Source organism: Pontibacter sp. T17, from assembly GCF_057219875.1.
On sequence record NZ_JBXVVW010000002.1, the window covers coordinates 288898 to 315549 of the forward strand.

Genomic DNA, 26652 nt, shown 5'->3' on the forward strand with positions numbered 1-26652 from the left:
TACCAAGGGTTTTTCGTTTTCAGGCTGTCAGGAGAAGGAGAGCGTCCACCCTGTAGCAGTCAGTTGTGTCCAGAAGTCAGGATATGATTTCCCCACCACTGCTGGTGCTGCAATCTGCAGACCTGGCAGCCACCAGCCAAGAGCGGCAAAGGCCATTGCCATGCGGTGGTCGCCATAGGTTTCAATTGGCGTCTCTGGAAGCCTCAACTCAGCAGGAGGCACAATCCGAAGAGTAGAAGCGGTCACCTCGCATTTGCATCCCAGCTTTTCCAATTCTTGCTTCAATGCTGCAATACGGTCGGTTTCCTTGTGCGGTAAGGTATGAAGGCCCGTCATAAGAACTGGCGTCTCGCCAACTGCTGCCACCATCGCAAATGTCTGTGCGAGGTCGGGCATCAAAGAGAAATCCATTACGGGGGGCAGCCGGATAGCATGCTGCTTTCTGATTCGTACCGAATCATTTTTCAGCTCAATATCCAGCCCGCAGCTTTGCCAAAACGCTATCTGCTGGCGGTCGCCCTGCAGAGAATCTGCGTACAGGCGGCCAATCGTGATTTCTGCGGCAGGCGCAAGCGCAGCCAGTGCAAACCAGTAGGAAGCCCCACTCCAGTCCGATTCTATCGGCAGTTGGGCAGGCAGTAACCCTTTCTGCGTCAACTGGTAACCAGCGTTGGTACCCACCCAGCGATAGCCCAGTTCAGCCAACTGTCCCAGCGTCATCTGCACATAGCTTTCCGTGCTGGCAGCCCCTGCAAGATGAATTTCCGTTCCCTCCTTCAGCAAAGGCGCCAACAACAGCAGCGCGCTCAGCAGTTGACTGCTGGCACTGGCATCTAGCGTAAAACAGGCCGGGCGCCAATCAGGATTGCCCTTTACAACAATCGGCAACCGGTCGCCCTGTATCTGCGCCCCTGCTGCCCGAAGAGCCTGAATAAGTGGGGCCAGCGGGCGCTGCTGCAAACGTTCCGCCCCTTTCAACTCGGTTTCCCCCGGTAGAAAACAGGCCAGCGCAGTGAGGAAGCGGGCGGCAGTACCCGCCATTTGCAAGTCTATGGTTATGCGGCGTAAAGAACTTTCAGTAGGAGGTACCAGATACCAGTCATTGGCAATGCTGTCAACCTGCCAACCCAGCTGCTCCATGAACGTGCGCACCACTGCCGAGTCTTCGCTGTTGGAAGGTTGTTGCAGCTTCACAGCGACGCCATTGGCCAATGCCAGTACCAGCGCCCGATTCGTCAGGCTTTTGGAGCCAGGCACCTGCACTGGACCCGGCACCCACGGTGTACGCTCAGGAGGATACAGCGTTACGGTATCTGAAGCTATCACTCCTTGCCTCCCATTGCCAAAGAAAGACTTTCCAACGCCAGTGGCACCGGAACCTGAACGACAGGTACTGCCTCGCCCAGTCGCTTCAACAGACAGGCTTGCACTTTCCCCCCTTCGTTCTTTTTATCCTGGAGCAGATAGCGCACAAATTGGTCTTTATCGAAATCAGCGGGTAGCGACAGCGGGAACCCATTCTGCCGCAACACAGCTTCAACTTCAGCTACAACCCCGGCGTCAAGCTGACAAAGCTGTACCGACAACCAACACTCCAGCCACAATCCCATTGCCACAGCCTCCCCATGCAGGAATGGCGTTTTGCTTTCCAGCATCACACTTTCAATGGCATGACCGATGGTATGTCCAAAGTTGAGCGTCTTGCGCAGCCCAACTTCCCGCGGGTCTTCATACACCACCCGTTGTTTGATGGCCAAAGATCGTTTGATCAGCTCCAGCGCTTCAGGCTGCCGCATGTGGGTATAGGCATGCGCTTTTAACTCTTGCCACTGCGCGGCATCTGCTATAAGTGCGTGTTTCAGCATCTCGGCATAGCCGGCGCGAAGTTCGCGGTCAGGCAGGGTTTGCAGAAATTCTGTAGCGATGGCCACAGCTTTGGGCTCCTGAAACACTCCAATCAGGTTCTTCCCACCCATGAAATCCACGCCCAGCTTTCCGCCTGTACTGGCATCTACCATGGCCAGCAGTGTAGTAGGGACGAAGACGAACGACACCCCTCGCTTCCAGCAGGCTGCCGCAAATCCGGCAAGATCCGTAGTCATTCCTCCACCCATGCAGCAGACCACGTCCTTCCGCTCCATACCTGCCTCCATGAACTGCTGCCAGAGAGCCTCTACCGTCTCAAGGTGCTTATGCTGTTCGCCAGAGGGCAATACGAAAGTGGTAATACGGGGAAACCATTTTTTAAGCTTCTCGGCATACAGCGTCTGCACACCCTCGTCTACGACAAGCAGACAACGCCGGCCTGCCCATTCAGTAGACAGCTCCAGCAACAGCGCACCAAACGTGGGCGCCCACAGCGTACGGGTTTCAGTTGTCATGTTCGGCCCAAAACTGCACAACGGAACGATATCTCGAGCAAAACGATTAGTTTTTTCGGAATCTGAATAACCAATGGCGCTTCCGCCTTTCGCTTAAAACTGCATTTTTGCAGCCTGTACCCTACGCACAAGTTTACCCAATGATGGAACCTCAGCCTGAGCCTATCGCAGCTCCCAGCTCGCTTTCATTCGCAGACACTGCCAATGCCTTCGAATACAAATCCGATGCTGAGCTGAGACGCTCACACCTGCTGTTCCGGAGTATCCAAAGCAACACCTTGGTAGCCATTGGCCCCCACCTGGTAACCTGGGCACTGAAAGTTGGGCTCCCGATTCAGGGATTGCTCAAGACCTATTTCTTTAACCAGTTCTGCGGTGGCGTTACGATAGCCGACACAGCCCCTACGGCCCAGACACTGTTCCGCTATGGTGTAACGTCCATACTGGACTATGGCGTCGAAGGTGCCAAGAATGATAAAAGCTTTGATGAAACGACGGATGAGTTGCTGCGTGTAGTGAGGCAGTCGGAAGCAAGACCGGAACTCAGTTTCACAGCCATGAAAATGACTGGCATTGGCAGCTTCGATCTCATGGAAAAGAAACAGCGGGGCGACTCCTTGGCCGCGTTTGAGGTTGAGAAATTCCAGAAGATGACTGCCCGGCTTGTTTCCATTTGTGAGGAAGCCGCTGCCCGAGGCCAAAGTGTACTGCTTGATGCTGAAGAAAGCTGGATTCAAGATGAGATAGATCGCCTGGCCGAAGAAATGATGCTGCGCTTCAACCGCACAGCGCCTGTCCTTTACACAACCATTCAACTGTATCGCCACGACCGGCTGGCCTATCTGAAACGGCTAATCGATCGGTCACAGTCCGAGGGCTGGATACTGGCCGTAAAGCTTGTGCGGGGTGCCTATCTGGAAAAGGAAAATAAACGGGCGGAAGCTATGGGCTATCCAACCCCCATGCAGCCTACCAAAGCTGCCACCGACCGCGACTTCGACCTCGCAACCGAACTCTGCCTCCAACACCTGAGCCATGTAGCCATATTGGCTGGCACACACAATGAAAACAGTTGCCGACTGCTGGCCGAGCGAATGCACCAGATGGGAATACCGCATAACCATCCCTGGGTGCATTTTGGACAGTTGTATGGAATGTCAGACAACCTGTCGTTCAACTTGGCAAAGGCAGGCTACAACGCTGCCAAGTACCTGCCTTATGGCCCGCTGAAAGCCGTACTCCCCTACCTTTTCCGGCGTGCGAATGAAAACACCAGCATCGCAGGCCAAACCGGACGCGAGCTGGTGTTGATTGAGCAGGAACTTCAGCGCCGCCGCAAGCAGAAGCGATTGAAAGCCTGAGGCTTATTTAGCTTTTATCGAGCTGGCAAAGTCCATTACACAGCAGTGGCCATAGACCTTGTGTGGACTGTAAGCCACGCCAATTGAGCGGTACTCTGTGTTCAGCAGTGCTACACGGTGCCCACGGCTTGGCACGCCGTCGTCTACCAGCAGCTGAATGACGATGTCTCGGGCGTTTCTATAACCAAAAGAGATGTTCTCTCCAATGGTTCCCATCCAGTTCCCGTAGCGGTTGATACGCCCTCCCATGGTGCTGCCATCGCTGCCATTGTGGCTTACCAGCCCTTTGGCTCCAATGTCGCGGGCATGGTCGCTGGCGGCACGTGTCAACGGCTCGTTTACCTCGTAAGGAGAAAGCGATGGCGTACTTTTGAGCACTTGAATTGCCTCCTCAATGGCCCGTCGCCCTTCACTGGTAATCAGACCCACTTCACCGGGGCGGCGCATCACCTTGTCGCTACCCATATACTGCAACTGCTCTTCCAGATATCGGGAGTAGGCCGCCGGATTCTGTCGCATCAGGTTGATTTCCTCAAAAACAGCGCGAGAAACCTCGTCCATGTAAGATTGCGCCTTGCCCGCAACAACACTCGTGAACAGCAGGAGGAAAAGAAAGAAAGACTTGATACGCATAGGGTTTGTTACGGATGGAGATCTGGTTTGCTAAAAATCGGCGGCATTCTGCCCAAATACAATCCCTCAGCAGCGGTAAATCCACACCATTTCAAGGCGACCACTACCTTTGCTGCTAACCATGCGTGCTATTGCTCTTCTACTTTGGGCGTTCTGCCTTCTATTCCCTGCGGCGTGGGCGCAGCAGGTGCCTGATGCCGCATCTGCTGCCGACTCACTAAAGCCCCGGCAAAAAGTGGCACTGGTGCTGTCTGGTGGAGCGGCCAGAGGCCTGGCACATATTGGTGTCCTGAAAGCCCTTGAAGAGCATCGTATTCCCATCGATTGCATCAGCGGCACCTCCATGGGTGCATTGGTGGGGGCATTTTATGCCGCAGGCTACAGCCCCGCGGAAATAGAACAGATTGCCTACATAGCATCACGCGATTGGCTGGCCCCAGGTTTGGTACTCAATGAAACCTATTACTTCAGCAGAGAACAGGCCGATGCTACTTTTGCCAGCGTTCCTCTTTCTCTCCGTGACTCCGACCGCCTGCTGCCAGAATACCTTGTTGCAGACTATGCAGTCAACTATGGCCTGAATGAGTTCCTGGCCACTGCCTCCAATCGGGCCAAAGGCAACTTTGACAGTCTATTTGTCCCATTCAGAGCCACCGCCAGCGATATTTTTGAACAAAAAAGTATCCTGCTGAAAGCGGGTTCATTGCCATTTGCGGTGAGAGCATCCACCGCGGTGCCCATCTTCTTTCTGCCTGCCAGCGGCGACCGTATGGAAGACCTATTTGATGGAGGCATCTACAACAACTTCCCAGTTGACCTGGCCACTTCTGAGTTCACACCTGACCACATCATTGGTGTTTATGTAGGATCACCGCCCGTCCGTCGCGACCGCTTTCAGTTGCAGCGGGCCTTTTTGGAAAAGCTCATCTCACAAAGCACCGATAGCAAGAGCTGGCAGAAAATGCCAGTGTTTGGGTCGTACATAGAGCCCGACCTGAATGAAATGGGCGGTGCCGACTTCACGGAAGAGAAAGTGCAATATGCCATCCAGCAGGGATATGCCGCCACGATTGCCTGTATCGAAGACATCAAACGTGCTGTGGGATATCGCCAGCAGGACCCCTCCGAACTGGCCGCCAGACGGAAAGCCTTCAGAGAATCTCTTTCCGATGATTTCCAGGTAGCGGCACTGACTTTTACAGGCCTGAAAGAACAGGCCCGGCGGTATGCCCAGCAGATCATGGGCCTGAAGGCGGGGCAAATGACGCTTTCACAGCTACAGAATGGATACAACAAGCTTAAAATCAATGGCGATTACCTGTCAATTTTGCCTGACCTGAGGTATGACAGCACCCTGCAGGCACTTCGTCTGAATGTCCATCTCAAACCTCCTGCGCGCTTCAGTCTGCGGTTTGGTGCTACCCTTTTTACCCCCACTGACCACCAGGTGCAACTGGGGGCTAAGTACCTTAGCTCACGCTTTGAAGGGGGAATTCTCCTTACGCGCGGGTCTTTTGAAAACTCGGCCAGTGGATATGGTAGACTAAACCTCTATGGAATAGCACCCGCTTTTCTTCAGGGCGAACTGGGAACCGTGAGTTGGGACTATCAGCAGAAAGCAGTGGGCGTGCTCCCTGCAAGTTCCAGCGCATTTGCTTCACAGTCTCAGTACTGGTTCAGAGGCTTCGTGGGGCTGCGCCTGCGGCCTGCTGGTCGCTTGGAGGTAGGCATGGCTTATCAAGGAAGCGAATGGGATTATTATCGCACCCCTACCTTTCTGATTACCGACACTTCAGATGCCACCCAGCTCTCGGGGATCAGCATCTTCTCACGCTTTGAGTACTCTACCCTTGACAGGAAGATGTATGCCAGCAAAGGGCGATACTTCTATGGCAGTATCGCTTTTACCAGTGGCTTCGAGGATTTTATACCCGGTGACAATACCCTATCCCGCACCTCCAATGAGCAGCGGTGGTTTCAGGCCAGGCTGCGCATTCAACGCTACTTCTCTACTTTGAAACGCCTTTCCTTTGGGTTTTCAGTAGATGCGTCTTACTCAAATCTGCGCGACTTTTCCAATCCAAGGGCCTCAAGGCTGTTTTCTCCTCGATTCACGCCCTTTCAGGATAGCCCTATCCTATTGCAGGATCAGTACTTCTCGCGCTTTTACATCGCCCCAGGCATGCAACTGGTACTGCACTTGAGCCATCGGCTCGATTTCCGGGCTGAAGGCTATTGGATGCAACGCTTTACACCGCTGGATTTGTCGGCTGGTAGCAGAATGCGCTTCCAACTGAATTTTGCAGATAAAGCCATCGCAGCAACTGCTGGCTTTGCCTATCACACGCCTGTAGGGCCTATCGGACTGTTTCTCAACTACTATGAAGAGCAACGTGTGCCCGTGCGCCCGGTTTTGCACATTGGCTACATGATTTTCACGCGCAATACCTGGGAATAAGCCAGAAGGCTTTCGCTCCTGTTACCAGTCTGGGCCATCTGAATAACGCTGCCTTGCCTTGGAGCGCCGCTTCAGCTGTTGCAGATACTGCTGTTCGCGCTTCGCGATGTCTTCGACACCCTGCACCACTTCGTCGCGGCTCTGCTCTGCGCGGCTGCGATTGTCCGCACCCAGTTCCTGAGGCTTGGGCGGTACATTGCGCGGAGTGGGTGGCGGCGGTGGAGGTGGGGGCTCCGGCGGTGGGGGTGGTGGCAACTTGCGCAGCATCAGCTCAAAGTTGTACCGTGCAGTCTCGTTTGATGGATCAAGTACCAACGCCTCGTGCAGCAGCTCCAATCCCTCCTGAAGCTTCTGGTTCCGGTATGCCAGCAACGCAAGGTTATTCAGTGCCTTGGCCGCTTCCCTGGGCCCCAACCGCTGACGTATGTCGTTGTAGATTTCCTGCGCCTTGGCCAGTTGGTTCATCGCAGCCCAACACTGGGCAATATTGAAGCGGATGTTGTCGCGCTGAAGTGGCAGTTCACCCAATGCCTGCTCATAAGCCGAAATGGCTTTCATGTAGTCGCCCGCCCGGTAGTAGCGCACCGCGTCTTCCAGTGGGTCATCGCCTGTGAAGCCCGCCAATACGGCAAAAGCAATCGCCCAGAGTTTGCGGGAAGGCTTCATGGAGCTACCGGAGTGGGTTTACGTTCGGGCAGGAGGAACAGGCTGGCCAACAGGCACAGGAGTGCTGGCAACAGGAACCATCGGTATCGGTCAGATGGGGCAAGCGTAGCTTTGCTGGCCACGATACCCGCTGGCATGGTCTTGAGGTCAGCAGCCAGAAGGTTCAGATTGTCGCTGCTGCCTTTCAGTTCGTAGTATCCTCGGGCATTGTCTTCCGCCAGTGCCATCAGCGAATCACGTTCCAGAATGGCCCGGGCCAGCTGATTCTTGTCCTTCTTGAAGCCAACTTTGTTGCCTTCGGCATCAAAATCGGGCACAGCCCCTCCTGAAGGAGTGCCCACTCCTACCAGAAAAAGATTGATGCCATATTCGTTGAGTTCGTTGAGCACACTCTGATACTTCTGTCCATGGTGCCCACCATCCGTGAGCAGTACAATGGCACGCGCCATACGTTCGTCAAGACGATCCTGCCCGAGGCTATCCTTGGACTGCTCTGCCATAAAGCGGACGAAGGTCGTCTGTAGGGCAGCTCTCAAGTCAGTTCCAGTGTTACCAAACTGCTGAGTCTCTACCAGATTCAAATACATCTGTAACGCACCTATGTCGCGTGTAAGCGGGCACTGCACATACCCATAGTTGGTAAAGACAATCAGGCCCAGTTGTTCGCCCCGTAATTGCTCTGCGACTTTTCGAATTTCCCGCTTGGCAAGGGCCAGCCGCGATCCGCCAACATCCTCCACATTCATGCTGGCAGAGACATCCAGCAGAAAGTATACCTGACGCCCCAGTACCTGCGAGCCCGCAGTAGAACGGCCGATAGACGGCCCCAGCAATGCAAGTGAAGCAAAGGTCAGCGCTGCCAGTCGCAACGCATTGCGGGAAAGCGGGTAGTGCTTCAGCACATTGTCTTCGCCCACCCACACCCGCAGTGTATAGCGGGCCCGATGCACAATCTTCCACAGTGCCCACACAGCGGGGGGCACCAGAAGCAGATACCAGAGATATTCGGCGTGAATGAGGCGCATGCGCAGGTTAGTGATGCAAAGTACGGGCCAGAAATCAATCTAGGAAACGGAACCGCAAGGCAGCCTCTTTCTGCTTGGCATTGGCATCGACCCAGATAAGTGCGGGTCGCCCTGCCAGCAGAAACACCTGCGGGTGTGCCTGTTCTGGGGCGGAATCGGGTACGGGTGGGCCCAACCACCCTGGCTGGCGTGTGGCCGGAGAGGCACTTGCCATGGTAAGCTTACGGCTGGTACTGCTGCCGCCCTCCTGCCAAACCGCATAGAGCCGCTGTTGCTGGTCGTGCCAACAGATGGAGTATTGGCTGTTCTCTGGCAAAAGCCGGCCAATACTTTGACCCATCTCTCCCCAAAGACCCTGCCCCTCGGGTGTAACAAACTGCAGATACAGGTCGCGTGTTCCTGCTGGCGCCTGGCGTGAGTCAAGCCAGGTAATTGCAAAATGAGCCCCCGCAGACAGAATCCTGGGATTGTCCTGAGAGCCTGAAGCGGTTGGGCTCACGGGCAGACTGCCTCCCGCGCGCAACAAACTACCCAAGCGCCCAACTGCCTGCAGATTCAGCAGCGAATGTTCCGTATTGGCAGGTGATTGCGTCCAGACCGTGAACAAGGCCCCTACATTTGAAGAAGCCACCTCCGGATATCGTTGCATCTCGCCAGAGCGGGCAAGCGGAGTGCCCATCACTGCACCTGTCGCAGGGCCAAAGTTACCATCCAGCTTCAGGTACTGTATGTTGTAGCGCCCGCCCTGTTCGTCCATCCACGCAACCCAGGCCCCACCTGCACGGTCTGTGGTTACCTGTGGCGACGTCTGAAATCCGCTCCCGCCGGCCAATAGCTTTCCGTCCTGCTGAAACGACTGTACACCTGTTGCCGACAACCGTTGACAATACAGGTCAAAGCCATTGCGGAGAAAATCCCGCCCATCGGCCCACACCGCCAGCACATCATTCCCCTGCCCTATGCGAACCAGGCGCAGGCTGTTTTGGGAGCGGGGAGCCAGGCAAACTGCCAGTCCGTCGGCACGCCATTTGAGCTTCCCTGACGTATCGACAAACTGCATGTAAAGGTTGTCATCATTGTTGCGACGGTCTATCCATCCAACATATACCCCACCGGGTACCGCCAATAATACTGGCAGCGACTGCCGGCTACCAGCGGCAGCCCCCACTGGAATACCACTGGTACGCCACAATGGCCGCCCCGTTGCATCCAACCGCTGCAAAAAGATATCGGAATCCTTTTCCCCAGCCCGATAGTCTTCCCAGGCTACAAATGCGTCACGGGCAAAGCCTTGGGCTACCACCGGGTGCTCAACCTTGGCATAATGCTGAATGGAGGGCGCCTGTAACGCAACTCCTTGGTCTGGGGGTAGCATGGCCCCATCGGACAATACATGTCGGGCGCGGGGTAGCCCCTGCTGTTCTGCGGTTTCTATCCAGGCCAGCCAGACACCGCCACGCTCATCACCCACAAGGTCAAAGTCGAGCCCCAACGGCAGGTTACTGGCAATTTTCAGTCCGGATGAAACCCAACGGGTACGGCCCTGTTCGTCCAGCTTCTGTGCGTGCAAGGCGCGCGTTGGTTCGCGCCGGTCTTCCCACGCGATAACTGGCTCCCCCACAAGCGAAGAAAATGTGATCCGAGGTGACAGTTGGTCTCCGGGAGCAACACAGGCTGCACGGCCATCCAGCTCGTAAGCCACTTCTCCAGTGTTCAGGTCAAAACGCTGAAAAAAGATATCTGCATTGCCATTCCTGTAATCCTCCCAAACTACCCAGGCATCTGAACCGCGTTTCAATACTTTGGGACGGGTCTGATCGCTGTAAATGGCACAGATAGGCTTCTGGTAAACGATTTTCCCTGCCTTGCTTACCCTCAGTACGTACAGGTCCTTGTCGATGTTCAAGCCGCCCAGCGCCTCGTACACGCAGATCATTCCCCCAAAACCATCACTGAAGATGGAGGGGTATCGTTGCGCCAGATTGCGCGGAGGCGTCAGGGCCACGCCGCCATTGGCCCATACCTGGCGCCCATCCAAAGCCAACTGCTGGGCAAAGAGTTCCCAGCGTTTGCCACTGCGAAAGTCTTCCCATAACACCAGCAGCCCCTGTGAGGGCGTAGATGCGATTTGTGGATTCTGCTGGACGCCCTGACCAGTCACCACCGGCACACCTGTAGGAGAGAACTGATACACCCCGGCCGAGTTCATGCGCTGGCAAAAGATATCTCGTTCTTTCAGCACGGTATTTTCTTCTTCCCACGCTATGTAAATCCCTCCAACATAGTCGGTTGCTAGCGTAGGCTTTGTCTGCACCCGGCTCTGAACGGTTACTGGCACTCCCTCTGATGCCCAAATGCGCTTCCCATCGGCCGACAAGTGCTGCGCAAAAACCCGCGGCTTGCCATCTCGCAAATCTTCCCATACCACAAAGCAGCCTCCCTGCCCGTCAGCCACCACTTCATGGTTCAGCTGAGCCGAGGCCTTGGTGCTCACAGATACCCCTTCTACAACCCATTCCAACACCCCCTGAGCCGATACCTTTTGAGCCTTCAGCGTTGCAAAATCATCTCCGCTCTGTGTCGCCCTGAACACAATAAACGCACCGCCACGGTTATCGGGTGCAGTGCGGGGTTCTGAAAAAATCGCCTTGCTGGCCGCATACACCCGATGCAGGGTCTGCACAGGAGCACTGGGGGCCTGTGGATACAGCCAGACAGGCAGGCATAAACACAACAGAAAGGCGGTCAGCCACAGCTTATGGTTCAATCCAGACATGGGCGCTGCAAAGATGCACCCCACTTTGCTGCCCACCAACTCCCAATGCTGCTAGTTTTACATACCCATATACTCGCTATGAAACGCATTCTGGAATGTGTGCCCAATTTCAGTGAAGGCACCAACGAACAGACCCTCAAAGCCCTAGCGACTGCCATATCAGCTGTGCCAGATGTGAAGTTGCTGAATATAGACCCTGGCAAGGGCGCCAATCGCACCGTATTCACATTTGCTGGCGAACCGGAAGCAGTTATCGAAGCCGCCTTTCAGGCCATGCGAGTTGCAGCCCAACGAATTGACATGCGCCAACACAAAGGCACACATCCACGCATTGGCGCTACTGATGTGTGTCCGCTGGTACCGGTAAGTGGAATCACCATGAGCGAGACAGTGGTATTGGCCCAGGAACTGGGCGAACGTGTTGGCCGGGAGCTGGGCATACCTGTCTATCTCTACGAAAATGCAGCCGCTACTCCTGCCCGCCGACTACTGGCCGACATTCGCATGGGCGAGTATGAAGGGCTGCCCGAAAAGCTGAAACATCCTGACTGGAAACCGGACTATGGCCCTGTCGATTTCAATGCGCAGAGTGGGGCCACCGTAATTGGCGCCCGTGACTTTTTGGGTGCATTTAATGTCAACCTGAACTCCACCGACCTTCGGCTGGCCCGTTCCATCGCAGCCGAGGTACGCGAAAGCGGCCGCACATTCACTGACACCGATGGCTACACTCACCGCGTACCAGGCGCTTTGCCATCTGTGCGGGCTATTGGATGGTTCATTGAAGAATATGGCGTTACGCAGGTGTCAATGAACCTGACCAACCTGCATCAGACACCACTTCACATTGCTTTTGACGCAGTAGACCGCGCTGCCCAGCGCAGAGGGTTGCGCGTCACAGGTTCCGAGGTAATTGGCCTACTGCCCAAACACGTGTTGGTACAGGCGGGCAGGCATTATCTTCAACGTCAAGGGCAGAGTCCCGATGTAACCGAGCGTCAGGCCATCTTCATTGCCTGCCGTTCGTTGGGGCTCAGTGATGTAAAGCCCTTTGTGCCCGAGGAGCGCATCATCGAGTACCTGCTCGACCGAGATTAACCCTCCGGCTCTAAAGAAGCGGCAGCTGCTCCAGCAAGGTGCGAAAGGCGGTCAGCTGCTCACCATAGCGATCACGTGTTTTTTGCTGCAGCGCCGGCGCAAATTGATTACGATAACGCTCATAATCCGCCATTGTGGCACACGTGTACTGCGTATTGTAGGTCTGCATCGAAGGGTCTTCCACTGGCTGCAGCAGATGTGTAAAACGTGCTTCCAGAAAACATCCCGTGGCCATTACCTCCGGTATGTGAACGGTCCGCATCCAGGTGGCCCATTCTGCTGCCATAGCAACGGGCAGCATTACTGTAACTGAGTAAACAATTGGCATAAAAAAGGCAGCCCGAAAGCTGCCTTCAAGTATACGGAATGCCCGAATCTTATCGGTTGCCGGTAGAGCCCGTGCCGAGTTTCTGCAAGTAGTTGCCCAGCTCTTTACCCCGTTGATACTCGGGGTCAATCTGAAGCACCTTCTGTACATACTCAAATGCTTTCTTGTTGTCCTTCACCACATTAAAGTTGAAGTAAGCAAGGTAGAAATTGGCTTCCACCAGTACTTCCTTGTTCTTAACAGGGTCGGCAGATGCCAGTTCAATCACTTTCTCGTAAAAAGGCTTGGCGAGGCCCAGTTCGGTCTCAGGGTCAATTTCTGCATTCACCCGGGCCAGGTCGGCTACGATCGGGAGGAAGTTGGGACGCTTGGCATCAGCAGCACGGTAGGCCGAGTCAGCGCTCATGAGGATCGTTTTCAGCGTGTCCTTCATTTCAGCAGTCAGCTTTGAGCGATCACCAGTAGGTGCGTAGGCCTTCATTTTTGCTGGGAACACAAACTTGTAGAACAGCGAGGCCAGTGTGTAGTAGGTGTTGACCGAGGGGTCGTTAGCTACAGCTCGGCGTTGCAGGGCAACTGCATCAAGGTAGCGCTTCTCACGGGTCAGCAGCGTTACCACTTCTTGATACAGAGGCGTCAGCGAGTTGTCCATCTCAATCGCTTTCAGCACATCGGCTATACCTTCCTGTACGCGGCCTTCCTTGATGGCAATCTTGCCACGGTACTCGTAGTCTCGCGCGATGAGATACTTAGGGCTGATGCTGGCGAAGTATTTCTGCTGTGCGGCTTTCGCATCAGCAACGTTCCCCATCTCGAAGTTGGAATATACCAGCAGGCGCAGCAGCACATTGCTTGGGCTTTCCTTCATCACAAGGTTGATCTCTTCAACGGCGGCTTTGTAGTCCTTGGAGAGATAGAGAAACTGTGCGTAGCGGTAGCGGGCAGAGATGTCTTTGGCGCCACCAGCAGCGGCTTCACGCAGGGTAACGTACTTGCGGTAGTATTCGCGTGCTTCGGGATACTTCTTGGCCCGGAAATACAGCTCGCCAAGCTCTTGGTAGGCAGGGGCAAAGCTGTTGTCCATTTGAATAGCCTGCATCAGGGCTTCGCCACCTTGCTGCCATTGCTTGTATTTTACATAGTACTGGCCCATGCGGTACAGCGCTTCTACGCTCTTGGGATCAAGCTCAAGAGCACGCTTGTACTCCGCCAAAGGCAGTTCTTCTACGTTCTGCGTAAACCAGGTTTCGCCCAGGAGCAGGTGAATGCGAGGGTTGTTGCCGTCGATCACTTCGGCCTTCTTGAGGAGCAGCGTAGCTTGGTCAAGACCTTCGCGGCCCATCAGCAGCCACGATTCCGCAAGCTCCATCAGGGTGCCAACATCTTCGCTTTGTAGCGAGAGGGCTTTCTCAAGGTTCACTTTGGCCTGGGCATTGTTGCCAGTAAGCACATAATAGCGCCCCAAACCCGCATAGTTGAGCGCAAACTTGGCGCTCCGCTCTATGCCCTGCTCGAACCATTTCTTTGATTCTTCAATCTTACCCGCACTTACTGCCTTGTCTTCTTCCTGTTCAGCTTCCTGAAGGTAAGACAGGCCATAGTAATAATACATCTCAGGCTTGCGCGACTTCTCCAGAAGGGCTGCCAGGTCCTGCCGGGCAGCAGTGTATTCCTGATTCTGGATTTTGCGAATGGCCTGAGGAAGGTCCTGTGCAAACGCCTGAAGCGCCATTGCACCTACCATCGCCACAACGGTGCCCGTTTGCACGGTCCGGAGCCAAATGCGGAAGATGTTCATCTTGTGGAGTTTGTTAAGCCTGCTGTTGCAGTGAATTGACAAAAATAAGGAACCAGGGTTTAATTCAGAGCGGCTGTTTCTGCATTTCCACCAACCGGATGTAGCCCTGGCCAGGGAGCAGATCAGCCTTCAATATGATGCGTTGGCCCGAATCGCCAGCCACAAAAGCCATAAAGCCCGTTCCAAGACCTACTCTGGCTTCGCGTGAATGAATGTATACTCGGCGCATCATCGGATATCGTGACTTTGCACTTTTAGCAAAGTAGGCTGCATAAGGACCAACAAAGACTTTGCCGTCTTTGTCGCTGATCTCCATCACACGAATGACAGAGAGGAAAGTGTTGGCAGTGGTGTCATTACGGTCGCTGATCCAGGCAAGAGGGATGAAGCCAATAGCGTCCTTATTTTTGGACACATAGTCAATCACCTGAGCGTTACCCCCTGCATTGAACATGCGGGCACCAAGGGTAGACTTACCCTGAGTAAGACTATCCAACAGAAACCGAACCGTGCTGGATCCCGGATCGTCTACGACGAGGCGGATGCTGTCGCGCAGCTGCCGTTTGTCGCCATTCAATTGCCCCCATGTAGTAGTGGTTCCGGCAATCAGTGCCTCCAATTGCTGATAAGTCAGCGTCGAATCCTTGCGCGAGGGGTGCCTAATTACCGCAATGGCATCGTATGCTATCAGGGTAGTTCGGGGCCGGATGGTAAGCTTCTCAAACTCTGCTTTTTCTGCGTCGGAAAGCTGACGAGGAACCACCACCAACCGAACGCTGTCGGAGAAAAGCAGATTCATGGCTTCGGCGTCCGAAACGTAATGCGCATCAATCTTGGCTCCCGTGAAAAGCTTTTCGAACACCATCACTTCCGACTCCATCACCGGCTGCATAGCAGGGTCTACGGCAATGTGAATGTGCCCCGTTTTGACGGTGTCCAGTGGTTTGCCATCCTTTCCGGTTTCTGTGCATGCCAGCACAGCAGCCGAAAAAGCAATGGCAATCAAACCATTACGAACAACGGGTAAGAATTGCATGCTGGGAAGTAAGGGCTTTATGCAAACCTATCGATTCTTCGGGAAAATGCCCAGAAACACTGGTACCAAATTGGGACAGCCTCTCAAAAAGTATCGGACAACCCCGTAGACGGATCCCAGAAGAGATTTGCAAAATCCTGCACGCGATTGTCTTCCACTGTAACGCCTTCTGACCGTAAAAAATTGGCCATCACATCTTTACCCCCAAACGCAGGTGCCCCCGTCAGCAGCCCAATCCTGTTTACCACACGGTGCGCTGGAATCATTCCTGCGGTTGCCGCCCCATGCAGGGCATATCCAACCATTCGGGCACTGCCTCTGGCACCCAGGCACCTGGCAATTGCTCCATAGGTAGTGACGCGCCCAAGTGGTATCGCTCTAACGATATCGTATACCCGCTCATAAAACTCCGCCCGATTGAAACGCTCTGCCCTTGTTGCCATGTTGCAAAGTAGCTGGCTTCTCGTTGCCTTTGTACCTTGCATTCGGTATGCCTGAATCTACTATCCGACTTACACAATTCAGCCGCGGTGCTGGCTGTGGCTGCAAAATCGCTCCTGCAGTGCTGCAACAGATACTGGAAAAACTGCCCGCAGTTTCACCAGATCCTCGTTTGGTGGTAGGACATGGCACCCGTGACGACGCTGCGGTTTACCACCTTGGTGGAGGACTCATGCTCGTCTCCACTACCGATTTCTTCACTCCCATTGTTGACGATCCGTTTGACTTTGGGCGAATCGCCGCAGCGAATGCTCTGTCTGACGTCTACGCGATGGGAGGCAAGCCAGTCATGGCTATCGCTATTCTGGGATGGCCAGTGGAAACACTGGCGCCCGATATTGGCGCATTGGTGATGGAAGGCGGCCGCTCTGCCTGTGATGAAATACATATCCCCTTGGCTGGCGGACATAGCATTGACAGCCCTGAACCGTTTTTCGGTCTGGCAGTAACGGGCACACTTACCAGAGAGAATCTAAAGCGGAATGATACCGGCCGTCCTGGAGATTTGCTGCTTCTGACCAAACCAGTGGGAACTGGCCTCATCTCGACAGCCCTGAAGCGCGAAAAGGCCAGCTCAGAAGCAATTGCAGCTGCCACCGCTGCCATGAAGCGCATCAACGTATGCGGGGCAACACTTGGGCAGATGGAAGCCGTACACGCTATGACCGACGTCACTGGCTTTGGTCTGGCTGGCCACCTCCTGGAAATGATCGGCACTGCCATGGATGCACATATATCCTGGCCAGCGCTACCATTGCTGCCCGACGCCCTTGCCTATGCCAGCGCCGACATCTACTCCGATGGCACCATGCGCAACTTCAAAAGCTATGGCAGCCAGTTGACACTCCGCAGCAAGGAAGAACTGTATATGCTTTGCGACCCACAGACCAATGGCGGCCTTCTGGTATCGATAGCCCCTGACATGGCAGAGAAAGTGATAGCGACCCTGCGCGAAATGCACCCAGACGTTCAACCCACCATCATTGGCAGGCTGTCTGAAGGCACCGGCAAGGTAATTACCGAAGGCTGACCTCTCTGTTACTCCGCAGGTTGTGCAGGGTGCTTCAGCTTCAGCAGGCTTAGATCGCTCTTCTCTTGCACAACTGTATTGGATAGCACACCCATCTGGTCTATTTCCAGTTCTACCACATCCCCTGCCTGAATCCACCAGGGCTGATAGTTGGCATCCAGACGCTTGCCAGTGCCATTCAATTCCAGCAGACAGCCGGTACCCACTGTACCGGAGCCAATGAGGTCTGTGGGGAAGATATCTGCCCCGTAGGCACAACGCTCCAGTATCTCAGCGAAAGTCCAGTCCATCTGGGCCATGTTACCTCTGGAAACCTCTTTCCCGTTAACTCTGCACACCATTTCAAGATTGTAGCGGGCGCCAGTATGGCCAGCTGGAGGGGCCACACGGAACGGCTCCAATTCGTCCGGAGTCACCAGCATGGGCCCGATGGCATTGGCGAAGTCTTTACCCTTGGCTGGCCCGAGATTCAGGAGCATTTCTTCCATCTGCAGGGTTCGTGCGCTCCAATCGTTCAGGATGGTGTAGCCGAAAATGTAGTCTTCAGCCTGGGCAGCAGTGATGTTGCGGCCCTGCCGGCCCACCACTACCGCAGCTTCCAGCTCAAAGTCCAGCTTGTCGAAGTGGTCCGGCATGCACTTCACTTCACCCGGTCCGATGATGGAGTGGTGATTCGTGAAGTAAAAAATCGGGTATTGGTCAAACTCCGGAATCATGGGCACATTCCGGTTACGGCGGGCAGCCTCTACGTGCTGGCGGAAGGCATAGGCATCGCGGCAGGAAGCAGGCCGCTGAATGGGCGGCAATATCTTCAGGCCGCTGTAGGCTACAGCATGCTCCTGGTAATCGCCCCGCTTGAAGTCGGTATCCAGCTGGCGCAGCAGTGGCAGAAAGATATCCTGCTCATGAATTACCTGCTCCATAGTCTGTGGCAGGGCCTTGCCCAACGAGGCCACTACCTTATGCAGGTGCAGCACCTGATTATTGTGAAACAGGCCAATGCTGTGCTGGCCTTCTGTATCTAGGAAGGAGACGAACTTCATTACCGCGAAAATAGAACAAAGCTGCAAACGCCGCCTCAGGCGAGGCCATCGCGCAGCAGGCGCTCCGCCAGCAAAGGCAGTCCCTCGGTAGCTGTCCGGGCAATCTTTTCAAGCCTGGGCAGAGCACCCACATTCGGAATGTTGGGATCCACTATATACTTGGCGGCCTCCAGCGGCGCATAGTCCAGCAACCCGGCGGCAGGATACACCGCCAGAGAAGTTCCTACCACAATGAAAGCTTCCGCCAATGCCGTAAGCTGGGCCGCAACAGGATACATCGGAACGTCTTCTCCAAACCAGACAATGTTGGGCCGAAGCTGAAAACCTTTCTCACACAGATCTCCCTTTTTGATGGGCTTTGCGCCTATGTCGTAGACCAGTTCAGGATGAGCGCTGCTGCGTACTGTTCGCAAAATGCCATGCAGATGCAACACATTCGTGCTGCCTGCCTGCTCATGAAGGTCGTCGACGTTCTGGGTTATAACCAGCACATCGTACTTCTCCTCCAGTGCTACCAACGCCCGATGCCCCGCATTGGGCTTTACTTCAGCAGCCTGGGCACGGCGCTGATTGTAGAATTCCAGAACCAGATCTGGGTTGCGGTACCATCCTTCGATAGACGCCACTGTCATGATATCGTGCTCCTCCCACAGACCATTGGCATCGCGGAAGGTTTTTATTCCACTCTCGGCGCTGATGCCAGCCCCCGAAAGCACCACTACAATGGGTTTGCCAGTGAGTTTGGGCGTGAATTCAGCAGACATGCAATCATTTAGTTGTCGGTTTCACTGTCAATATATAGCCAAAAACAACTAAGCGTCCTGAAAAACCTGCTCAAAGACCGAAAGCGACAGTGGTTGCCGGAAGCCATCCACATGAAATGCGTAAAAGCGAAGAATCTGTGCCAGTGCGGTTCGGCGCTCTGCCCCCGGCAATGCCAGTTGCGAGGCGGCCAGCACATCACTTGTCAGAAGCTCGGAAATAAATCGTCCTGTCTGATCTACCCGGAATGCGACTGGCTCCACAATGCCTGTCTGTGGATCAAAGTGTAGCGCCCCTCGGCTGTCGTCAGTCACGTGTGGAAGAAAGCCGAGATGCCCCGAGAGGTGCAGCAAGCAATGGCAACACATTCCGAAAAGCCCTGTTGGAGCCTTATCCATCGCCTGCAATTCATCCAGCAGAAAATCAAACAGCTGCGGATTGGGTTCAGGCTCCAGCAATGAGCAGGTGAATACCTCTGCCAACAGCAGACCATACACCATCTTCACTGGGTGCTGCGTCAGTTCTGTGTAATAACTCCTGAAAGCAGCCTCTGTCAGCGTCTGCAGGTCGCGGCCCTGTTTCTCATAGAACAGAACGTCCAAATGATGCAACGGCTGGAAATAACTGGTCTTCAGCTTGCCTTTTGTGCTGCGTGCGCCTTTGACAATAAAGTCGCGCACCCCAAACTCCCGGGTATACAGTTTGACAATCAGGCTGCTATCCTGATACTTCAGTACCCTGAGTACCAGACACTCAGCCTTCTGTATCATGCCATCATCTTCAGCTTGCCGAAGCCGTTGGGAGATACCACCCAGGCACCAGCACCTTCCGAAGCCAGTTTCAGCACTGCGGCCTCTTCGGCATAGGCTTCCAACAGCTTCTGCACATTCTCTGCTGTCACCAGTTGGCCATTGGCGCCTACAGGCGAAAGTGGATTATCCGGGCACAGTACCACCCGGGCTTCCGGGTAGGCCGCCCGCAACGCGCCAAAAAGCACAATACCCTCTACAGCCAGCTCGGTGCTGCCTGGCACTGCCACCGAAGGGCTAAGCACCACACAGCCCAGCGTGGCAAAATGCCCGTCTATCTTCTGGGTATCTACAAACAAGCCCTGGCTGGTTTGTACCACCATGTTGCGCTGGTGGGCGCCAAAGGCAGCGTTGGCCACCATCGCCTCGCTTAGGTTGGCGCTCACCCGCCGCCCTACAAAAGCCGCCTGTTCGGGCTGCGAAGGCCCATCGTGTACAACAAGCAGCGCATCCCCCAAAGCGGGTGCGTTGGCAAACAGGTCGCGCATGAACAGCCGGTCCGACAGGTTGGCGCTGCGCAGATAGAGAAGCGTGCGTACGGTCATCACTGCAAAGAACGCGACTTTTTCAGAAGAAATTCGCGCCTGCTTGCAACCCAGAAAACTTCCTTCTATCTTTGCACCAGCAAGGCTGTACGGCCAGATCCTTTTTAACTCCATCAGGTCCGGAAGGAAGCAGTGGTCGAAAGTTGATCGGCGCGATACAGTCCTTGCTTTTTTATTGCCCGGACTTTTTCGCAACTCGTTGATTATGAAGTTCTTCATAGATACAGCCAACCTCGAACAAATCCGTGAGGCAGCCTCTCTCGGAGTGCTTGATGGGGTAACGACCAACCCCTCACTGATGGCAAAAGAAGGTGTACGCGATGTCCGTGCACATTACGCCGCCATCTGTGACATTGTCGACGGGGATGTATCTGCCGAAGTAATTGCCACCGAGTATGGCGCAATGGTGGAAGAAGGCCGCGACCTCGCTGCCATACACGAGAACATCGTCGTCAAAATTCCCTTCATCAAGGACGGCGTCAAAGCCATCAAAACCCTTTCGGAAGAAGGCATCCGCATCAACTGCACGCTCATCTTCAGCCCTGCGCAGGCACTTATCGCTGCCAAGGCTGGCGCTACCTACGTCAGTCCCTTTGTGGGCCGCCTGGACGATATCGGCCATGACGGCATGGAGCTGATTGACAGCATCCGCACCATCTTTGACAACTACGATTTCGCCTGCGAAATCCTGGCGGCATCGCTGCGCCACACTGCCCATATCGTTCAGTGCGCTGAAGCCGGTGCCGACGTGGTAACCATGCCCCACAATGTATTGATGGGCCTGTTCAACCACCCGCTCACAGATAAAGGCCTGGCTCAGTTCCTCGCCGATCACGACAAGGCAAAGGCCGCGCTCGCCAAGTAAGGCTCCAGCCTTCAGAAACACAGAAAAGGGACGCGTAAGCGCCCCTTTTTTATTTCTTCTAGGCATCTGCGTTCAGCTTGTGCTATCTGGTATCCACCACAGCACGTAAGGTATTGAGCACTACATCAAAGCCATACACCCCCAATACCAATAATACCCCAGCCAACAAGACTGTCAGCACATATTGCAGCTGATGACCCGGCGCGGATAGGCTGCGCCAGTTGCCCGAAGTCTCTGGCTCTTGAAAGAACAGGACGGCAATCGGGCGCAGGTAGAAATACAGCGATACTACTGTAGCCAGCAACCCCGCCACCAGTAACACAAGGAACAGCGCAGGCCCGCCAGCCTGAATGCCTTCGTAAAGGGAAAGAAAAACGTTCAGCTTGGCAATGAACCCAAATGTAGGCGGCAACCCTACTGATGCCACCAGCAAAACCGTTATCGCCACAGATAGCAGTGGGTGGCGTTTGGCCAACCCCTTCCACTGTTGGATGTCGGCACTGCCGGCAGCTTCAGCCAATAGTTGTGCAGCCAGAAACAGCCCCACTGTCACCAGCGTGTACATCAGCAGATAGGCCAGTGCCGCCGCCCAACCCATGACGCTGGAAGTAACAAAGCCCAACAGTAGAAAACCCATCTGCGAGACTCCGCTGTACGCCAACAGGCGCTTGTAGTTGTTCTGCTGCAAAGCCCCGAAAGTGCCTATCACCAGACTGGCTAAGGCCAGCGCAGCCATTGCCACCATCCAGAAAGGCATAACGTGATATACGACGGGGGCCAACACCAGCAGCAGGCCCACAGCTGCCGCTTTACTAACCGTCGCCAACAGTGCAGCCACTGGCGTTGCACTGCCTTCGTATGCATCAGGCGCCCAGAAATGCAGCGGCGCTGCCGACAGCTTGAAGGCAATCCCCACCAGCACGAAAGAAAGTGCAACCCACGACGACAACCCCGGTTTCAGTTCTCCCAATGCCTCAACAGCCAATGTGCCCGTTTGCCCATACAGCAGCGTAAGACCATACAGAAACAGCCCACTGCTGACGCTGCCAAACAGCAGGTACTTGACCGATGCCTCGGCGCTGCCCATTCCCCTGCGGAAATAGCCTACCAGTACATAGGAGGGCAGGCTCAGCAGTTCCATCAGAATGAACAGCAGAATCAGATTGCGGGCCTGTACCATCAGCATAGCCGCCAGCACCGTAGTCAGCAGAAGAAAATAGAATTCACCCGTGCCCCCACCAGCCGTTTTGCGCAAACCCAATTCTCGCAAGGGACGATACACACCCGCAAAAACCGATACCAGAACCGACAGCAGCAGAATCAGTTGCCGCAGAAAAGAAGTCGCCTGCGCCTGCACCAGAAAGCCATCAAACAGCTTAGGGTTTTGCATGCTGCGCTCAACCTGCTGGCTTAGCTGCATTGCCAGTATAACAATGAGGCCAACAGGCACCGCAACGGCCAGCGTCCTATGCCGCCAGCGAGGCATCAGCCAGTCAACAAGCAGCACCAGCACCAGCAGCGCACAGATACCCAGCTCTGGCAGAAGGGCCAAAGCCCATTCCGGAACCCCGGATATATAATGCTGCAACGTCACTTTCTGCATGTTACTTGCCCAGTTGGGTGATAACCGCACGCCCCTGCTCCAGTGTGGTAGCCGAAAAATGCGCTGCCCAGTCGCCAATGCGGTCCAGCGCCAGCGAGGGCATCAGCCCCAGCACCAGAATGAGCACCACACAGGGCACCAGCAGTACCCATTCACGGGCAGTCAGGTCGGTCAGCTTGGGCGTCCAGGTTTCGCCTCCGTACACAGCATAAGTGCCGAAGAACATTCGCTGGAATGCCCAGAGCATATACACTGCCGACAGAAACACGCCGCTGAGCCCTACAGCAACCGCCACCCACGAGAACAGCCCCACTTTGGTAGCCGAACCAAATGCCCCCAGGAACACCAGAAACTCGGAGACAAACGTACTCATGGCTGGCAGGCCCAATCCTGCAAAACAGCCAAAAAGCATAAAGGCCGTGTAGACGGGCATTTTAGCCCAGAGCCCCTGGAAGTGGGCAATCTGGCGGTCGTGCACCCGATCGTACAGCACACCTACCAGCATAAACAGCATACCGGACACAATACCGTGGTTGAACATCTGGAGCACCGCACCCGAAATGGACGCCGCGTCAAGTGCGGCAATACCCAGCAGCACGTAGCCCATGTGCGACACCGAACTGTATGCAACAAGCCGCTTGAGGTCTTTTTGGGCCAGTGCCAGAAAAGCCCCATACACAATGGAGAAAACCCCAAGCCAGGCCAGCGTACCGGCCAGACTCACCGCTGCATCCGGGAAAATACCGTAGCAGACCCGCAAAATGCCATAGCTACCCACTTTCAGCAGTATGCCTGCCAGAATCACCGAAATTGGCGTGCTGGCCTCCACGTGGGCATCGGGCAGCCAGGTGTGCAGCGGCGCTACCGGCAGCTTGATGGCAAACGCAATGAACAGCAGGCTGAAACCGATCAGGCGCCAGTCCAGGCTCGAGAACAGACTGTGCATCTTCACGTTTGCCGGATTGCTCAGATACAGCAGATTGAAGGTGTGCACCTCCTGCTCCGGGAACAGACGATTGGTTTTAAGCCCCTCCCATACCGATTGCAATATTTCCGGCGTCACTGCCTCTCTGCTCTCTGCCATGTGCATCATCACAGCTGTACCGTAGGGATCTACATAGCTGAAGTGCAATGCGATGATTACCAGTAGCATCAGCACAGAGCCCAGCAGCGTGTACAGGAAGAACTTGATGGCTGCATACTGCCGGCGCTCACCACCCCAGATACCGATGAGGAAGTACATCGGCAGCAGCATCAGTTCGTAGAAAATGTAGAAGAGGAAAAGGTCCAGCGCCAGGAAACACCCCACCAGTGAGGTATTCAGCAGCAACAGCAGCGCGAAGTATCCTTTCCGTCCTTCAGCAAGATTCCACGAGGCAACCGTTGCAAACAGCAACGTGATGGGCGTCAACGCTATCATCAGCAGCGACAGCCCGTCAACACCCAGTGCATAATCCACCTTCAGCACGCCCATGCGGCCCATATTCAGCTGAAACCAGTCGTACGACTCCAGCAGATAGTAATTGCCACCCAGCCCCTCCTGCCCCGGCAGCCCCGCCGGGCAACAGTTGGGCCAGATGTACACCCCCAATACCAGCAGTTGCAGAAACGAGGCCAGCAGCACAAACCATCTGCTGGCACTCTGCCAACGCCCGGGCAGCAGCAGCACCGCAACCATGAAGGGAACCGGCAGAAAGGTGAGGATGCTCAGAGCAAGTATCGAAGTGGGCATAGAATGTCAGCCTCGGTGTGTCATGAATCAGGAAATACCATTAGGGGTTGGCGTAACAGCCTGCGCAGTACTGTACAACAGCACTACCAACAACAAAGCGCCCAGTAAAACCAGCAGCCCCGCCAGCAGGTAGGTTTGCACACGACCCGTTTGTATACGGGTTGCCGCTTTACCCCCAACCAGTGCACTTTGCCCAACACCCGCCACAATGCCATCTACGGCTTTGCGATCCAGAAAGTCCGAAAGAGTTGCCAGGTTCAGGTTGCTTCTGCTGCCCACCGTCAGTTTGGTCAGCAGCAGAATCAGGCCCTCTATCAGCAGCAGTTCCAGTTTTTTCAGCGCTTTCCCCAGCCAGATGCCCGGCTGCACCACCAGCACTCTGTATAGCTCGCTCAGGTAAAGCCCCTCAAAGCTGAGGCGTCGGAAGAAGCCCATCGGCACTGTCTGGTTCAGCAGAGCACCAGTACGCCACCGCACTATTGCGACCAGGATGCCCGTCGTTACCAGCCCTAGCGAAAGCACCAGTGCCCAAAGATGCAGGCCATGCGTGTTGCTTGTTGCAGCAGGTTTGGCCCCGCCGCTAAGCCCCGCCACCAGCCAGCTGCCCGACGCATCCAGGGGCGAAAGCCCAAATGTCACAAACAGGCTCAAAACCGCCAGTATTACCATTGCGGGCCAGAAAGCACGCGGCATATTCAGAGGCGCTGCCTCACGCAGGGTATCATGGCGCCGGTTGCCAGCATACACCAGCAGCAACTGGCGTGTCATATAGTAGGCAGTCAGACCCACCCCCACGAAGGCCAATACCGCGATCCAGCGATAGCCAGGATTCATTGCCGCCATTTCGAGCGCCTGAGCCAGAATCGCGTCCTTGGACAGAAAACCCGACGTCCCCGGCAGGCCAATCAGAGCCGCCGTCAGCACCAGCGTCAGCCAGAACAGGGGTTTTGACAGTGCGCGCAGGCCGCCCATCTGCCGCATGTCCTGCACATCGTAATCCAGGTGGCGTTCATGCGCTTCCTCATGCAACAGGTGAATGACCGCAGCAGCCGAAAGAAACAGCCCACACTTGAAGAACGCATGGGTGATGAGATGAAAGAAGCCCAGTTCTGGGGCCCCCAGGCCAATGCCCAGCAGCATGTAGCCCAGCTGGGATATGGTACTGTAGGCCAGCACCCGTTTGATATCGAACTGGGCCATGGCCGAAAACGCACCATAAACCAGCGTAACTGCCCCCAATCCAGCCACTATTTCCAGTGCCAGCGAGGTGAACAGCGGATAGATCCGGAACACGACATAAATGCCCGCCGCCACCATCGTAGCGGCATGTATCAGCGCCGAAACCGGCGTTGGGCCTGCCATGGCATCCGGAAGCCAGCCAGAAAAAGGCAGCTGGGCCGATTTGGCAACCGCACCAAAGACAAACAGCAGTCCGGCCACCGTCAGCATCAACAGTTCGTCGTCTACCAGTACATCCTGCCAGCGTACGCTGCTGCCAGCTTTCAGCTCGGCAGGAATACCTTCGGCCAGGGTATGCAGCGAACTGTGGCCCGTTACGGTAATGAACAGTGCGATGGCCGCCAGCAGCAGCACATCCCCTACTCTGTTCACCAGGATGGCCTTGAGGGAAGCGACAGTGGCGTCAGGCCGCGTATGCCAGAACCCAACCAGCAGGTAGCTGCTGACACCTACCAACTCCCAGAAAACAAACAGCGTAATCAGGTTTTCGGCTAACACAAGCCCGATCATCGCAGCGCCAAAAAGCGACAATAGCGAGAAAAAGCGGCCTTTGTGTGCATCATGCCCCATGTAAGCACCTGCAAAAACAGCCACCAGCGTAGCACATATGCCCACTGCCGACAGCAAAAGCGCTGCTGGACGGTCTATCCGGAAGCCTATTTCCAGCAGATACCGATCGGCGATATGCAGCCACGGAAAAGTAAAAGATTCCGGCGCACCGCCGCTCCAAAGGCCAAACAGCCATGACAGCGCAGTTGCCGTAACGACTGCAAATACCCCAGCCACTACCAGCCAGGCCATGTTGGCCAGGCGACGAATACCAAGCCCGAAAAGAGCATAGCTGACCAGCGGCAGTAACAACAACAGCAGACAGCGGGTGGCGAATGACATCGGTGGGGGTAAGGCCCCGAGGGTATACCTGAGGCCCTGCAAACTTACAGGCTTTTCCCCACAAAACTTTTG

The 26652-nt window shown here is 55.1% G+C and carries 22 protein-coding genes and 1 other RNA gene; 6 read left to right on the forward strand and 17 right to left on the reverse strand.

The genetic code is table 11. From position 1 onward, the window contains the following. Nucleotides 1–27: 27 nt before the first annotated feature. A complete protein-coding gene (gene aroA / locus AC2D8O_RS09220) occupies nucleotides 28–1326 on the reverse strand; it encodes a 3-phosphoshikimate 1-carboxyvinyltransferase (RefSeq protein ID WP_484678526.1) in 1299 nt (432 codons plus the stop codon). Next, nucleotides 1323–2381, reverse strand: a complete 1059-nt coding sequence (gene aroB / locus AC2D8O_RS09225) for a 3-dehydroquinate synthase (RefSeq protein ID WP_484678527.1) — start codon at nucleotides 2379–2381, stop codon at nucleotides 1323–1325. The genes aroA and aroB overlap by 4 nt, the downstream gene beginning before the upstream one ends. Nucleotides 2382–2521: 140 nt before the next feature. Here aroB and AC2D8O_RS09230 point away from each other — a divergent pair, with 140 nt between their 5' ends. Continuing rightward, nucleotides 2522–3742: a proline dehydrogenase family protein gene (locus AC2D8O_RS09230; protein WP_484678528.1), complete on the forward strand. Its 1221-nt coding sequence runs from the start codon at nucleotides 2522–2524 to the stop codon at nucleotides 3740–3742. Between the two features lie 3 nt (nucleotides 3743–3745). Here the strand turns inward: AC2D8O_RS09230 and AC2D8O_RS09235 are convergent, their stop codons facing one another. Then, nucleotides 3746–4375 carry a CAP domain-containing protein gene (locus AC2D8O_RS09235; protein ID WP_484678529.1) on the reverse strand — a complete coding sequence of 210 codons (630 nt, stop codon included), beginning with the start codon at nucleotides 4373–4375 and terminating at the stop codon, nucleotides 3746–3748. A gap of 121 nt (nucleotides 4376–4496) precedes the next feature. Here AC2D8O_RS09235 and AC2D8O_RS09240 point away from each other — a divergent pair, with 121 nt between their 5' ends. Then, nucleotides 4497–6833, forward strand: coding sequence for a patatin-like phospholipase family protein (locus AC2D8O_RS09240; protein ID WP_484678530.1), 2337 nt, complete (start codon nucleotides 4497–4499; stop codon nucleotides 6831–6833). Nucleotides 6834–6854: 21 nt separating this feature from the next. Here the strand turns inward: AC2D8O_RS09240 and AC2D8O_RS09245 are convergent, their stop codons facing one another. From AC2D8O_RS09245 to AC2D8O_RS09255, 3 genes are read right to left on the reverse strand one after another with little or no spacing between them, the layout of a single operon-like run. Then, nucleotides 6855–7499, reverse strand: coding sequence for a tetratricopeptide repeat protein (locus tag AC2D8O_RS09245; RefSeq protein ID WP_484678531.1), 645 nt, complete (start codon nucleotides 7497–7499; stop codon nucleotides 6855–6857). Beyond that, nucleotides 7496–8524 carry a vWA domain-containing protein gene (locus AC2D8O_RS09250; RefSeq protein ID WP_484678532.1) on the reverse strand — a complete coding sequence of 343 codons (1029 nt, stop codon included), beginning with the start codon at nucleotides 8522–8524 and terminating at the stop codon, nucleotides 7496–7498. Before AC2D8O_RS09250 ends, AC2D8O_RS09245 begins: the two co-directional genes overlap by 4 nt. A gap of 34 nt (nucleotides 8525–8558) precedes the next feature. Further along, entirely contained in the window at nucleotides 8559–11300 is a 2742-nt protein-coding gene (locus tag AC2D8O_RS09255) for a hypothetical protein (protein WP_484678533.1), read from the reverse strand. Between the two features lie 78 nt (nucleotides 11301–11378). On the opposite strand from AC2D8O_RS09255, the gene ftcD reads away from it, so the two are divergent. Beyond that, nucleotides 11379–12398 carry a glutamate formimidoyltransferase gene (ftcD, locus tag AC2D8O_RS09260; protein WP_484678534.1) on the forward strand — a complete coding sequence of 340 codons (1020 nt, stop codon included), beginning with the start codon at nucleotides 11379–11381 and terminating at the stop codon, nucleotides 12396–12398. A 10-nt stretch (nucleotides 12399–12408) separates the two neighbouring features. Here ftcD and AC2D8O_RS09265 read toward each other — a convergent pair whose 3' ends face one another. The 4 genes from AC2D8O_RS09265 to AC2D8O_RS09280 form a co-directional block, all read right to left on the reverse strand. Beyond that, a complete protein-coding gene (locus AC2D8O_RS09265; protein WP_484678535.1) occupies nucleotides 12409–12876 on the reverse strand; it encodes a DUF4286 family protein in 468 nt (155 codons plus the stop codon). After that, complete coding sequence (locus AC2D8O_RS09270) at nucleotides 12776–14524, reverse strand: tetratricopeptide repeat protein (RefSeq protein ID WP_484678536.1); 1749 nt, start codon at nucleotides 14522–14524, stop codon at nucleotides 12776–12778. The genes AC2D8O_RS09265 and AC2D8O_RS09270 overlap by 101 nt, the downstream gene beginning before the upstream one ends. 64 nt (nucleotides 14525–14588) lie before the next feature. Further along, nucleotides 14589–15560, reverse strand: a complete 972-nt coding sequence (locus AC2D8O_RS09275) for a PstS family phosphate ABC transporter substrate-binding protein (RefSeq protein ID WP_484678537.1) — start codon at nucleotides 15558–15560, stop codon at nucleotides 14589–14591. An 83-nt stretch (nucleotides 15561–15643) separates the two neighbouring features. Then, nucleotides 15644–16003: an MGMT family protein gene (locus AC2D8O_RS09280; protein WP_484678538.1), complete on the reverse strand. Its 360-nt coding sequence runs from the start codon at nucleotides 16001–16003 to the stop codon at nucleotides 15644–15646. Nucleotides 16004–16050: 47 nt separating this feature from the next. Between AC2D8O_RS09280 and selD the strand changes: the two genes are divergently transcribed. Then, a complete protein-coding gene (selD, locus tag AC2D8O_RS09285) occupies nucleotides 16051–17091 on the forward strand; it encodes a selenide, water dikinase SelD (RefSeq protein WP_484678539.1) in 1041 nt (346 codons plus the stop codon). A gap of 8 nt (nucleotides 17092–17099) precedes the next feature. Here selD and AC2D8O_RS09290 read toward each other — a convergent pair whose 3' ends face one another. Genes AC2D8O_RS09290 through AC2D8O_RS09305 form a run of 4 tightly spaced genes read right to left on the reverse strand, consistent with a single transcriptional unit; the run spans nucleotide 17100 to nucleotide 20250 of the window. Further along, nucleotides 17100–18134: a fumarylacetoacetate hydrolase family protein gene (locus AC2D8O_RS09290; RefSeq protein WP_484678540.1), complete on the reverse strand. Its 1035-nt coding sequence runs from the start codon at nucleotides 18132–18134 to the stop codon at nucleotides 17100–17102. Between the two features lie 35 nt (nucleotides 18135–18169). Continuing rightward, complete coding sequence (locus tag AC2D8O_RS09295) at nucleotides 18170–18898, reverse strand: SIR2 family NAD-dependent protein deacylase (protein WP_484678541.1); 729 nt, start codon at nucleotides 18896–18898, stop codon at nucleotides 18170–18172. Nucleotides 18899–18946: 48 nt separating this feature from the next. Then, complete coding sequence (gene recO, locus AC2D8O_RS09300) at nucleotides 18947–19666, reverse strand: DNA repair protein RecO (RefSeq protein WP_484678542.1); 720 nt, start codon at nucleotides 19664–19666, stop codon at nucleotides 18947–18949. Next, nucleotides 19663–20250 carry a hypothetical protein gene (locus tag AC2D8O_RS09305; RefSeq protein WP_484678543.1) on the reverse strand — a complete coding sequence of 196 codons (588 nt, stop codon included), beginning with the start codon at nucleotides 20248–20250 and terminating at the stop codon, nucleotides 19663–19665. The genes recO and AC2D8O_RS09305 overlap by 4 nt, the downstream gene beginning before the upstream one ends. Before the next feature lie 76 nt (nucleotides 20251–20326). On the opposite strand from AC2D8O_RS09305, the gene ffs reads away from it, so the two are divergent. Further along, nucleotides 20327–20424: signal recognition particle sRNA small type (ffs, locus tag AC2D8O_RS09310), an RNA gene on the forward strand. Between the two features lie 31 nt (nucleotides 20425–20455). Further along, nucleotides 20456–21115, forward strand: coding sequence for a fructose-6-phosphate aldolase (gene fsa / locus AC2D8O_RS09315; RefSeq protein ID WP_484678544.1), 660 nt, complete (start codon nucleotides 20456–20458; stop codon nucleotides 21113–21115). Between the two features lie 82 nt (nucleotides 21116–21197). Here fsa and AC2D8O_RS09320 read toward each other — a convergent pair whose 3' ends face one another. The 3 genes from AC2D8O_RS09320 to AC2D8O_RS09330 are packed head-to-tail and all read right to left on the reverse strand — an operon-like array spanning nucleotide 21198 to nucleotide 26580. Further along, the gene (locus AC2D8O_RS09320; protein WP_484678545.1) at nucleotides 21198–22718 is read right to left on the reverse strand and encodes an NADH-quinone oxidoreductase subunit N; all 1521 of its coding nucleotides are present in this window, start codon (nucleotides 22716–22718) and stop codon (nucleotides 21198–21200) included. A 1-nt stretch (nucleotide 22719) separates the two neighbouring features. Then, nucleotides 22720–24450 (reverse strand): complex I subunit 4 family protein, encoded by a 1731-nt coding sequence (locus AC2D8O_RS09325; RefSeq protein WP_484678546.1) that lies wholly within the window; start codon nucleotides 24448–24450, stop codon nucleotides 22720–22722. A 27-nt stretch (nucleotides 24451–24477) separates the two neighbouring features. Next, nucleotides 24478–26580: an NADH-quinone oxidoreductase subunit 5 family protein gene (locus AC2D8O_RS09330; protein WP_484678547.1), complete on the reverse strand. Its 2103-nt coding sequence runs from the start codon at nucleotides 26578–26580 to the stop codon at nucleotides 24478–24480. Between the last annotated feature and the right edge of the window lie 72 nt (nucleotides 26581–26652).

Coding starts and splice junctions, on each gene's coding strand:
- aroB (WP_484678527.1), bottom strand. CDS start 2,381: ATGACAACTGAAACCCGTACGCTGTGGGCGCCCACGTTTGGTGCGCTG.
- AC2D8O_RS09230 (WP_484678528.1), top strand. CDS start 2,522: ATGATGGAACCTCAGCCTGAGCCTATCGCAGCTCCCAGCTCGCTTTCA.
- AC2D8O_RS09235 (WP_484678529.1), bottom strand. CDS start 4,375: ATGCGTATCAAGTCTTTCTTTCTTTTCCTCCTGCTGTTCACGAGTGTT.
- AC2D8O_RS09240 (WP_484678530.1), top strand. CDS start 4,497: ATGCGTGCTATTGCTCTTCTACTTTGGGCGTTCTGCCTTCTATTCCCT.
- AC2D8O_RS09245 (WP_484678531.1), bottom strand. CDS start 7,499: ATGAAGCCTTCCCGCAAACTCTGGGCGATTGCTTTTGCCGTATTGGCG.
- AC2D8O_RS09250 (WP_484678532.1), bottom strand. CDS start 8,524: ATGCGCCTCATTCACGCCGAATATCTCTGGTATCTGCTTCTGGTGCCC.
- AC2D8O_RS09255 (WP_484678533.1), bottom strand. CDS start 11,300: ATGTCTGGATTGAACCATAAGCTGTGGCTGACCGCCTTTCTGTTGTGT.
- ftcD (WP_484678534.1), top strand. CDS start 11,379: ATGAAACGCATTCTGGAATGTGTGCCCAATTTCAGTGAAGGCACCAAC.
- AC2D8O_RS09265 (WP_484678535.1), bottom strand. CDS start 12,876: ATGTACAGAAGGTGCTTCAGATTGACCCCGAGTATCAACGGGGTAAAG.
- AC2D8O_RS09270 (WP_484678536.1), bottom strand. CDS start 14,524: ATGAACATCTTCCGCATTTGGCTCCGGACCGTGCAAACGGGCACCGTT.
- AC2D8O_RS09275 (WP_484678537.1), bottom strand. CDS start 15,560: ATGCAATTCTTACCCGTTGTTCGTAATGGTTTGATTGCCATTGCTTTT.
- AC2D8O_RS09280 (WP_484678538.1), bottom strand. CDS start 16,003: ATGGCAACAAGGGCAGAGCGTTTCAATCGGGCGGAGTTTTATGAGCGG.
- selD (WP_484678539.1), top strand. CDS start 16,051: ATGCCTGAATCTACTATCCGACTTACACAATTCAGCCGCGGTGCTGGC.
- AC2D8O_RS09290 (WP_484678540.1), bottom strand. CDS start 18,134: ATGAAGTTCGTCTCCTTCCTAGATACAGAAGGCCAGCACAGCATTGGC.
- AC2D8O_RS09295 (WP_484678541.1), bottom strand. CDS start 18,898: ATGTCTGCTGAATTCACGCCCAAACTCACTGGCAAACCCATTGTAGTG.
- recO (WP_484678542.1), bottom strand. CDS start 19,666: ATGATACAGAAGGCTGAGTGTCTGGTACTCAGGGTACTGAAGTATCAG.
- AC2D8O_RS09305 (WP_484678543.1), bottom strand. CDS start 20,250: ATGACCGTACGCACGCTTCTCTATCTGCGCAGCGCCAACCTGTCGGAC.
- fsa (WP_484678544.1), top strand. CDS start 20,456: ATGAAGTTCTTCATAGATACAGCCAACCTCGAACAAATCCGTGAGGCA.
- AC2D8O_RS09320 (WP_484678545.1), bottom strand. CDS start 22,718: ATGCAGAAAGTGACGTTGCAGCATTATATATCCGGGGTTCCGGAATGG.
- AC2D8O_RS09325 (WP_484678546.1), bottom strand. CDS start 24,450: ATGCCCACTTCGATACTTGCTCTGAGCATCCTCACCTTTCTGCCGGTT.
- AC2D8O_RS09330 (WP_484678547.1), bottom strand. CDS start 26,580: ATGTCATTCGCCACCCGCTGTCTGCTGTTGTTGTTACTGCCGCTGGTC.